Genomic DNA, 2,304 nt, shown 5'->3' with positions numbered 1-2,304 from the left:
ATAAAAGAAAGGCCTGACAAACATCAGGCAATAACAACATATGGCTACGAACCAAAGGCCACTAATAAAGTTCCAACGGCAATTAGTCCAATGCCGATACCGCCAATGAGGCTAACGCGTTCGCCAAGAAATACAAAAGCTAAACCAACAGCCAGCACGACGCTTAATTTATCGATGGGCCCAACCTGAGCGACCTTTCCATACTTTAAGGCCACAAAGTAAAATAACCATGATAATGCTCCAGCTACACCGCTTAGCACGATGAAGGAAAGAGCCTTTTTGTTGGCAATAACTTCGCCAAAGGCACTCCATTTTCCTTCAAAAAGAACCACGCCAAGTAAAAATAAGGCCATAATAACAGCTCGAATAGCAGTTGCCGTATTTGCATCCACTTGACCTAACCCAATCTTTCCAAAAATAGATACCAATGCTGCCATCAGGGCAGATAATAATGCAAAAATCAACCAAGCCTGCATGAAAAGAACCACCTTTGGATGTAAGAAATGTGTATTGCTTATAGATAGCACTTAGGTTGTTTGACGCTCAAAGGTCTGAAGCATGTGCTCTAAAAGGTAAATAAATTCTGCTTTTTTACAATAATAGCATTGATCGAGCCAAAATGGATGAAGATTATGCCAAACTGTTGGCTCCGATACATGACGAAAGCGTCCAAATAGCTGACGCGGGTAGGATGCATGCGTAAATGATATTTCATATTGACCATTTGCATAACGGGTTTGTTCCTGTGTTGATTCACGTACGAATCCGCGAGCTGCCAAAGGTGGATCTGCAATCTCGACCAAGAGATCACGGGATGAAAATAACTCCAGATTACCATCGATTTGCTGGAAGAAAGCGGAACCATATTCCAAAAATAAATGGAGCACCTCGTATAAACATTCCGACAGATCTTGTTCATCTGCATAGCTTTTCCATTGGGCTACACCGTGTGTGCGCCCCCATTTCCCTTCAGACCAGGTCCATAGATCAATACTGCCGTAGCTCTCATGCTGCAATGAAGCAGTGAACCTCCGTTGCCTTTTGTGAAATGATAAGAGTAAGCCGGTATTCGTGATAGCAGGAGTTGCACAATTAAAAGCAAACTGCTCGAGGGCTCTTCTACCTGTTTTTGCAACTGCTTCGGTTGGGGGAAAGACGGCTTCAGACAGAATAAAACCAGCTTTGAGCAATTGCTCCTGCAAGCAAGCCCTGACCATTTTATTTACTCGAACAGGTGAACGCCGACACTTATTTGCAAGGATGCGATGCTGTTGCAGAAATGGAGCTGTTTGTCTAGATAAGTATGCGTAGGAACAGCCTTCCACACCAGTTATATCGAAGGCTTGAAGAAAGAGCGCCCTAGCTTTTTCATGTGTTTTCTGCTCATGTTCATTTAATAGCATGTAGTTCAGAAACCTCTCAAAGCTTGTCGGGCATGCCACCCAATCAGACAAAGTCGATAAGGTACCTTCCAAATGCCTCTCAGGAGTGGAATCATTATAAGAAACGAACAAAGAAACCAGAGCTTCACCGTTCACATAGCTGGAAAACCCCCAAGCCTGATCGGGCAAATGAACCACATAGATACTGAGTTGCCCCGTAATTTCCGAGATGTAAGCAGCGAATTCATCACTCCCCTCTTCTTCCTCAGCTAGCATGACTGCGGTCCAATTTTGGTTAATTGGATAAAGAAAGGATTTGATGTTATGCTGCTTTAAAATCGTTTGCACATGATCTTTATCTATCTGATAAAGCAATGTGGCATAAGTAGTGTAACCCATGCCGTCATTCCCTCCTGTCTTTTAACACAAGTTCTCTATCGGAAATCGTACCATATGAAATCATGTGGTTTCCAGCAAACAATCCCTTTTAGAGAAGGGGTTCAGTAAGCGCTTTTGCTTGTGTTTCAATTTCGGATTGCGTTACACTACAAAATGAAAGAACATCCATTCATCATGCAAATGAGACATTGCTTAATTATGATGCGTTAAGAGGGAAAGGAGATTGTCATGACAAGATATCAATTAGCGGAACGAAAAGTAGACGATTACATAACATATGTCCTAACTGATGCAGAATATCCAGCGGAAGCTCATCTAGTGCCAGGGCTTGGAAATAATTTATTTCGTTTTTCAGTGAATAATCAAGAGGTATTTGTATCACCTGAAAAAATTTCCATGATCAGGGATGCTTCTGCCCGTTTTGGAAATCCGATTTTGTTTCCGCCCAATAAAATTAGACAAGGAAGCTTTTCCTTTATCGGGAACTAATGTCAACTAGGATTAAACAAAGCGCAGATCTATT

The 2,304-nt window shown here is 42.1% G+C and carries 3 protein-coding genes; 1 reads left to right on the top strand and 2 read right to left on the bottom strand.

The genetic code is table 11. From position 1 onward, the window contains the following. Positions 1–44 precede the first annotated feature (44 nt). Positions 45–476 (bottom strand): EamA family transporter, encoded by a 432-nt coding sequence (locus AYJ08_RS04400; protein ID WP_031412136.1) that lies wholly within the window; start codon positions 474–476, stop codon positions 45–47. A 51-nt stretch (positions 477–527) separates the two neighbouring features. Continuing rightward, on the bottom strand, positions 528–1,781 hold the full coding sequence (locus tag AYJ08_RS04395) for a hypothetical protein (protein WP_064016740.1): 1,254 nt from the start codon (positions 1,779–1,781) through the stop codon (positions 528–530). A gap of 228 nt (positions 1,782–2,009) precedes the next feature. Between AYJ08_RS04395 and AYJ08_RS04390 the strand changes: the two genes are divergently transcribed. Further along, a complete protein-coding gene (locus AYJ08_RS04390) occupies positions 2,010–2,270 on the top strand; it encodes an aldose epimerase family protein (RefSeq protein WP_064016739.1) in 261 nt (86 codons plus the stop codon). The last annotated feature ends 34 nt before the right edge of the window (positions 2,271–2,304 follow it).

Source organism: Brevibacillus sp. SKDU10, from assembly GCF_001645205.1.
In the GTDB taxonomy this organism is placed as follows: Bacteria; Bacillota; Bacilli; order Brevibacillales; family Brevibacillaceae; genus Brevibacillus_B; species Brevibacillus_B halotolerans.
Note: the sequence above shows the minus strand (reverse complement) of the source record. Positions and strands in the feature narration are given on the sequence as shown.